Genomic DNA, 6,815 nt, shown 5'->3' with positions numbered 1-6,815 from the left:
GAGCGATCGTTCGGCCCGCACCATCCATTGCTTGCCGCGCTGGCGGTCGGCCTGGTGCTCTTCGTGGTGGCGGTCTGGGCCTACTGGCGCGGCCCCAGCGAGCTGCGCGAGAGCGGGCCGGAACTGGCCAGCCTCACCGAAGAAGCAAGCGAAGCAGATCAGGAAGCCGCGGCCTCCGATGAGAGCCTTCCGCAGCTCAGCGCCGCCGACCAGGGCACTTTCGAGCAGCGTGAGATTATTGAAGGCCCGCTCTACGGTCCGTTCCTTCCCCCGGAAATGGAACGCAATGAAGTCCACATGCGCGTGGGCGCTGGCGATACCCTCACAGGCCTGATGGACAAGGCCGGCATCTTCCCGCCCGATGTGATCCAGATTCTTGGCTCACTCAAGAAAGAAACGAACATCAACAACGTCCCCCAGGGGGCGAAGCTCGACCTCACCTTTGATGGCAACAAGAAGCCCGTCGGTTTTGCCTATGAGCCCGTGCCGCTCCAACGCTACGTCGGCTCGCTCAGCGATGGCACGTGGAGCGCCAAACGCGAGGACGTCGAGCTCGAGGTGCGCGAATACGGGCTTGCCGGAATCATTCAGGATTCCCTGATCGGTTCGGTGCAGGCCCTTGGAGAGCGCTCGGAGCTGGGACTGGCGCTGGCATCGCTTTTTGCCTGGCAGATCGACTTTGCCCGCGAGACCCGCAGCGGCGACGCCTTCCGGCTCATCGTCGAAAAACGCTACCGCGAGGGAAAGTTCTGGGACTACGGCCGCCTGCTGGCCGCCCAGTTCGTCAATCAGGGGCATACCCACGAGGCCTACTGCATCGACGTCGAATCGCGCCTGCGCTGCTTCGACGATGAGGGTCGCTCGACCCGTCGCGCGTTCCTGCGCACGCCGCTCAACTTCGCCCGCATCAGTTCGCGCTTCCAGAAGAAGCGTTTTCACCCGGTCCTCGGCATGTTTCGCGCCCACCACGGCGTGGATTACGCCGCCTCTACGGGAACGCCGGTATGGAGCGTTGCCGGCGGCGTCGTGAACTTTGCCGGGCGCAACGGCGGCTATGGCAACATGGTCATCGTGCGCCATCCCAACGGCTATTCCACCGCCTATGCCCATCTCTCGCGCTTTGCGCGCGGCCTTCGCAAGGGACGGCGCGTGGGACAGAAGGACATCATCGGCTACGTGGGCAGCACGGGCCTGGCGACCGGCCCGCACCTGCATTTCGAGCTGCGCAAGAACGGCAATTACGTCGACCCGCTCAACGCCGACCTGCCGCGCGGCGATCCGGTTCCGGCCAGCCTGCGCGGGGAGTTCTTCGCCTTCCGCGACGTGATGCGCGAGCGCCTTCGCCGCATCGATGCCGTCGCAAAGGCCGAACCCGACACGGATGAGCCCAGCGGCACCTGAGTAAATAGCGCGCGTAGGAATACGCGTGGGGAAACAAAAAGGCCGGTCCCTCGCGGGGCCGGCCTTTTTATGTGCTGAATATTCGGGGGGGCTACTTCTTGACCTTCACAATGTCGAGTCGCTCAAGCCCGCCGCTCATCACCTTGCACTTGGAAACCTTGCCCTGGTTGGTGAACGAGAGGATCTTGCAAAAGCCCTTGAGCCCGCCTTCTTCCATGCCCAGTGAGAGGCCGGTATCGGGGTCAATGAGCTCTTCGCCGAGCTCGTAGGCACCGAGTTCATCTCCGATGGAGAGTCCGGCGTTCTCGCCGGCGTTGATGAGGGCGGTATCGCCGCTCATCTTGATGACGCGGCCCTGCCACTCGCCCTCATCGAGCTGGTTGATGAGGTTCTGCATCACCTGCTGAATTGCGGCGCGGAAGGCCTCGCCATCGACCGTCGTGTCATAGGGGGTGGACTGACCGAAGCCGAGCACCTGGGCCTCGGTGATCTTCACCGCGCCCTTGCCGGACTCGGCCAGCAGAATCTGCGCGGTTTCGGCATCGATGACGCGCACATCGACGACGACCTGCGTGGCATAGTCACCGACCGTGACTGTATTGAGCGGGAAATGGGTCTTCACCTTGCTGCGGCCGAACTCACTCACGGTGCCGATGATGATGCCCTGCAGGCCCAGAATCTTGCCGGCCTGGGCGGCGGTTGCGGGATTGACCGCGCCGCTCTGGCCAAAGCCCTGTTCCTTGAGCACCTGCTCAATTTCGGCGCGCTCGACGACGATGAACTGGCCGGTCTTGGTCAGCTCGGTGGTCAGGACATCGACAGCGGCCTGTCCGACGCCGCGGTGGCCGGTCTTGTTGGCAAAGGCGACAACGCCCACGCGCTTCTTGGGGCCCTTGGCGCTCATGGCGGCGCCGGTATCGGGCGTCCAGAGAAGCGCGGCCAGGGCCAGCAGTGAAATCACAAATCCAGTGGATACTTTACGCATGAATGAGTCCCTCTAAATCCCAATTGTGTCGGGAAGCTATAGCAAAGCGGGGTGGGGCGCAGCAAACGGCCTCAGGACGCCCGTCGGCGGCGCTCCAGCAACACAAGCACGGCGGGCGCGACGACCACCGCGGCGCTCACGGTGCAGACCTCCGAGAGCAGGCCCAGCTTGCCCAGGGAGCTCAGCGCCTGACTCTCGCCGGCGAGCAGGGAGGCATAACCGATGATCGTCGTAATCGAGCAGAGGATCACCGCGCCGCCGGTCGTCTTGATGACCGACTCGATGCTGCCTTCGCCCTCGAGTTCGTAGCGGTGGAAAACATTGGCCGCGTAATCCATGCCGATACCGATCGCCATGGGGAGGACAATGAAGTTGATGAAGGTCAGGTGGATCTGCGCGGCGTAGATGAGCGCGCCCAGCCAGGCATAGGCAACCGCCAGCGGCAGCAGGACTTTGGCGGTGATGCTCACACTGCGGAAATTGAAGAGCAGCAGCAATACAACCGCCAGGAAGGCCGCGCCAAGCACAATGGGCGCATCGGCCTGAACGAGCTGGAGCAGGTCCGCAATGATCATGGCGTCGCTGGAGGCGGCAATGCCCGGAATCCCCTTGATGGCGTCATAGACTTCGTTGGAGAAGGTGACGACGTTCTCCATGATCCAGAGCTGGCGCGAGTTATCGGGAAAGACGTAGACGATCTTGCCCAGTGAGCCGTCGAGTTCGGTGAAATGCTCGCGGATTTCCCTGGGAACATCGGCCTCGGTAATGGGGGTGAGGTCGATGCTGTCTCGAATGAGATCGAGTTCCTTGCGCTGGCTCTTCTTGACGAACTTGATCGCCTGGCCGTCGAGGAGCTTCTTGATCCTGGCAATCCATTCGAGTTTTTCGCTCTGGTGTTCGGGCACGAAGGAATCGAAGGAGCGCACCGAGTCCATCATCGTCTGCGGGTTCTTCTCCCGCTCGGCCATCAGGGTGTCGTAGACCTCGTGGGCCTGCTCGCGGCTTTCGGTCAGAATCGCCAGCGGCGTGAGCGAGAGCTTGAATACCTCGTCCATCAGACGCCGGTTCCAGTAGCCAGAGCCCTCGGATACCGAGCGCTCGCTGCGGATGTTGCTGTAGTCTTTCTCCCAGGGATCGCTCCAGAAGAAATAGCTTCCCACCAGCCCGGCGATCGTCAGCGCGGCGCCGGCAAGCGCCACACCGCGCGGCGAGCCATGGATGAGCCGTCCAAGGGCGCCGGTCACCCGCTCGTGGGCGGTGTCGAATTCCTTGGGGCGGGAGGGGCGAATGCGCTCGCCAAGGGCGACCAGCGCCGGAAGCGCGGTGTAGGCGGCGATCCAGCAGGCGACCATGCCGGCGGCGCCCAGGAAACCGAACTGTTTGTAGGCGCGCATGTCGGAGATGGTCAGCACCGCAAAGGCCGCCGCCGTCGTGAAGGCGGCCGTGAAGGTGGCGCCAACCGTCGTGCTGGCCGCGCGGCAGACCGATTCCTCCACCGAGAGCGAGCCGCTGCGTCGCTCTTCGAGATAGCGCGCAAGAAAGATGATCGCGTTGTTGATGCCGTTGCCCAGAATGATGCTGCCGAGAACGGCGGTCTGCGTGGTCAGCATGCCGAGCGTCGGCAGCGCCAGGCCGTAGGTCCACGAAAGGCCGAAGAGCACCGTGGCGCTGATGAAGAAGATCTGTCGCAGGCTCCGGTAATACAGGAACAGCACCAGCGCCACGAGCACGCCGCAGGCCAGCGCCGTTGAGCGGATGTCGTGGATCATTGTGCGCAATTCTTCATCGGCCTGGGCGTAGGAGCCGGTGAAGTGGATCTTCATATCCGGGTGGTACTCGGTGGGACTAACCGAGTTCACCACCGGCAGCACCACGCGCAGGAACTCTCTCACCTGTTCCACCGCCGCGCTGGGGCTGGTGGGCTGCACCAGAATGGCCAGCAGCGTGCCATCGGCGTTGGTGTAGTAACTGTCGATGTGCTGATCGTAGCGGGCTTCTTCGCTCTTGTACTTTTCCTGCAGATCGGAGATGTCGAAGCCCGGGTCCTTGTCGCACTGGCCGGTGAAGTCGAAGAAGAGCGGATTCTTACAGGTCAGGTCGAATTCGAGCTTGGTCTGCAAGCGCTCATGAATGACCTGCAGGTCCTCGACCTCGGCATAGAGGTATTTGTTCTTCTCAAAAAACTCACGCTGGGCGCGATTCTCGTACTCAACCTCGCGGATGTACTTGCGATCGACCTGGTTGCGGATGCGGGAGGCGAGTTCGGTTGCATAGGCCTTGTTGGCCTCGAAATCCGGGCTCTGGGCAACGATGATGAAATTGCCCGCGCCGCCAAGGCGCTCGTCCACCACGCGCAGGTCGCGCACGCTGCGCATGTTGGGGGGAAGGAGCTCACGAAAATCGGCGCGGAGCGCCAAGTGCGATGCCGCCCAGACGCCGACGCCTGCCAGCACGCTCAGCACCAGAAGGACAAGCCCGGCCCGGCGTTGCAGCAGCAGGATGTAGCGTTCGAAGGCGCTCGGCTTGGATGCACTCATGCGGGTACTGATTGCCTCTTACCCTGTTGTGTCCCTCAAGAATCGCCCAGCGGGTTGCTCAAGCGGCAGGTGCCCGGTTCAGCCCTCACGATCGCGCAGCGCCTTGTCGGCTGCCTTGCGCATCTTCGCCACGTCGGGCTTGGTCCCCGTCCAGATTTCATAGGACAGCGCGCCCTGATGGACCAGCATCCCCAGACCGCCGAGGATCTTGTATTTGCGGCGCTTGGCCTCGGTGAGCAGCGGCGTGAGACGCGGCTCGTAGACGATGTCGGCAATGAGCGCCGGCTTGGGAAGTACCCCCCAGGGCAGGGAAATAATTCCCCGACCGCCGAGTCCGACCGAGGTGGCGTTGACCAGCAGGTCGGCCCCCTCCACGGCGCGCGAGAGCTCGCTGCTCCGGTGGGAGCTGGCGCTGAACTTGGTCTTCTTCACCTTTGCCCCCAGTTCGTCGGCCAGGGCGCGGGCCTTCGGGGCGGTGCGGTTGGCGATGACAATCTGCGAGGCGCCGGCCTTGGCGAGCGAATAACCGATCGCCCGGGCCGAGCCGCCCGCGCCGAGCAGGCAGACCTTCTTGCCCTTGGGGTCGAACTTGGCTTCTTCGAAGAGGCTTTCGAGGAATCCCACGCCGTCGGTGTTGTCACCGTGGAGCTTGCCCGCCTTGATCGAAACGGTGTTGACCGCGCCGATGAGCTGGGCTTCCTTCGAGAGCTTGTCGCAGAGCTTCACGAGCGCTTCCTTGTGGGGAATGGTCGCGTTGAAACCCTTGATGTTCGAATGCCGGATTCCCTTGAGGAAATCGGGCAGCTCCTCGGCGCTCATCCGGAGCGCCACGTAGCGCGCATCCACGCCGCCGGCTTCAAGCGCGGCGTTCTGGAAAACGGGCGAGAGGGAGTGTTCTACTGGATCGCCAAGCACGGCGTAGAGCGCCGTCTGGGCAGTGAGGGGGGGCTGAGTCATGCACGAGCCTCCATTTCATGGATCTTTCGAGCGGCGTGAATGTCCTGCTCGATCTGGGTCTTGAGTTGATCGGCCGATTCAAAGCGCATCTCCGGCCGAATGCGGTCGAGGAAGACGACCTCGATGTGTTCGCCGTAGAGATCGCCGGAAAAATCGAAAAGATTCGTCTCGATCCGCAGCGGCACGGTATCGATCTCGGGATTGAAGGTCGGATTTTTGCCCACGTTCGTGATCCCGCAGAGGGTGCGGCCCTGGAATTTCACGCAGGTGGCATACACCCCGCGGGCGGGGAAGACCTCCACCTCGGTCTGCAGGTTCGCAGTGGGAAAGCCGATCGTGCGGCCGCGCTGGTCGCCGCGCACCACGGTGCCGGGGATGGAGAACTGCCAGCCAAGAAACTCATTGGCGCGGCGGATCTCGCCGCTTTCGATGAACTTGCGCACCTGGCTGGAGCTGACGATCAGTCCGTCGTGCATCACCGCTTCGGTGCGGCTGACACCAAAGCCCTGGCGCTCGCCGGTTTCCGCAAGCGTATTGAAGTCCCCGCTGCGATCGCGAGCGAAGTGGGCGTCGTGGCCAACGAACAGGTGCCGCGCGCGAAGCTTGTCGACAAGGATGCGGGAGATGAACTCGCTGGGCGATTGCTCGGAAAACTCGCGGGTGAATTCGCTCCAGACCACGACCTTCACACCCAGCTCGGCCAGCAGGGTGCATTTCTTCTCGAAGGTCGTCAGCACGCACACCGCCTGGGGTCCCTGCAGCACTTTGCGGGGGTGCGGCTGAAAGGTGTAGACCATTGGCAGCACGCCCAGTTCCTCGGCCTTTTCCACGAGCTGGCGGCAGATTACGCGGTGTGCCAGATGCACGCCGTCGAAATTGCCGATGGCAATGGCGGCGGGGCCGAGCTCCCCGTCGCGCAGGTGGGAGGCGTTGTG

Annotated in this window: 5 protein-coding genes; 1 reads left to right on the top strand and 4 read right to left on the bottom strand. The window is 63.1% G+C overall.

Annotated elements, in window-relative coordinates; translation table 11 throughout:
• A partial coding sequence (locus KDH09_12890) for a peptidoglycan DD-metalloendopeptidase family protein (GenBank protein ID MCB0220589.1) occupies positions 1 to 1,401 on the top strand: 1,401 nt, incomplete at its 5' end.
• Positions 1,402 to 1,492: 91 nt separating this feature from the next.
• Here the strand turns inward: KDH09_12890 and KDH09_12885 are convergent.
• The 4 genes from KDH09_12885 to KDH09_12870 all read right to left on the bottom strand — a co-directional run.
• On the bottom strand, positions 1,493 to 2,386 hold the full coding sequence (locus tag KDH09_12885) for a hypothetical protein (GenBank protein ID MCB0220588.1): 894 nt from the start codon (positions 2,384 to 2,386) through the stop codon (positions 1,493 to 1,495).
• Between the two features lie 71 nt (positions 2,387 to 2,457).
• Entirely contained in the window at positions 2,458 to 4,923 is a 2,466-nt protein-coding gene (locus KDH09_12880; GenBank protein ID MCB0220587.1) for an MMPL family transporter, read from the bottom strand.
• A gap of 78 nt (positions 4,924 to 5,001) precedes the next feature.
• Positions 5,002 to 5,880, bottom strand: coding sequence for a shikimate dehydrogenase (aroE, locus tag KDH09_12875; protein ID MCB0220586.1), 879 nt, complete (start codon positions 5,878 to 5,880; stop codon positions 5,002 to 5,004).
• A partial coding sequence (locus tag KDH09_12870; GenBank protein MCB0220585.1) for a bifunctional riboflavin kinase/FAD synthetase occupies positions 5,877 to 6,815 on the bottom strand: 939 nt, incomplete at its 5' end. The genes KDH09_12870 and aroE, both read right to left, overlap by 4 nt.

The organism is Chrysiogenia bacterium, from assembly GCA_020434085.1.
GTDB lineage: Bacteria > JAGRBM01 > JAGRBM01 > JAGRBM01 > JAGRBM01 > JAGRBM01.
This window is presented reverse-complemented; position numbering and strand designations above follow the sequence as displayed.